This window comes from Vibrio sp. 1288 (genome assembly GCF_033344475.1).
In genome coordinates, this window is the sequence record NZ_JAWPOX010001097.1 from 1 (window position 1) to 524 (window position 524).

At 46.6% G+C, this 524-nt stretch carries 1 pseudogene; it reads left to right on the top strand.

Annotated elements, in window-relative coordinates:
* Positions 1–524: pseudogene (locus tag R8O11_RS31100) on the top strand (acid phosphatase); the annotation flags it as partial.

Here is a 524-nt window from a genome sequence, read left to right on the forward strand (position 1 = left end):
TTGATGCAAGACTCTGAGGGCCTACTATTCTGCTGGGGTTCAAACCACGATGAGATGAACCAAGAGTACAAAGCGAACATCAGCGACGTCCTAGAAAACACATGGGAACACGATGCCTACGCCATTCTTGCAGATCTTGACCAACAAACCGGTTACGCGGAATACAACAACAAAGACTGTGAAGACGTCGAGCTAAAAGACGGCAAGCTATACAACAGCTACGGCGAAGAGTATGAAATGCTGTACCAGCACAAAACCGGGAATAACGGCACTCAGATTATCGTTAAAATCTCAGATGATGAACTGTTCTGGATGGATTCAAGCAACACACCGTTTGCGGAATCACTTTCGGTTGCAGAACACATCAAGCATGGCACGGTAGAGCATGACTTGATGGTAGAAAGTAAAGGCAAAGACGACGACAAAATCCTGAAATACTCTTCAGGTACGTACGAATACGACGCTGACACTTACAATTACTCGTCGTTCATGCCGACCGGCTTCCAAACGCCAGGAAACTGGGA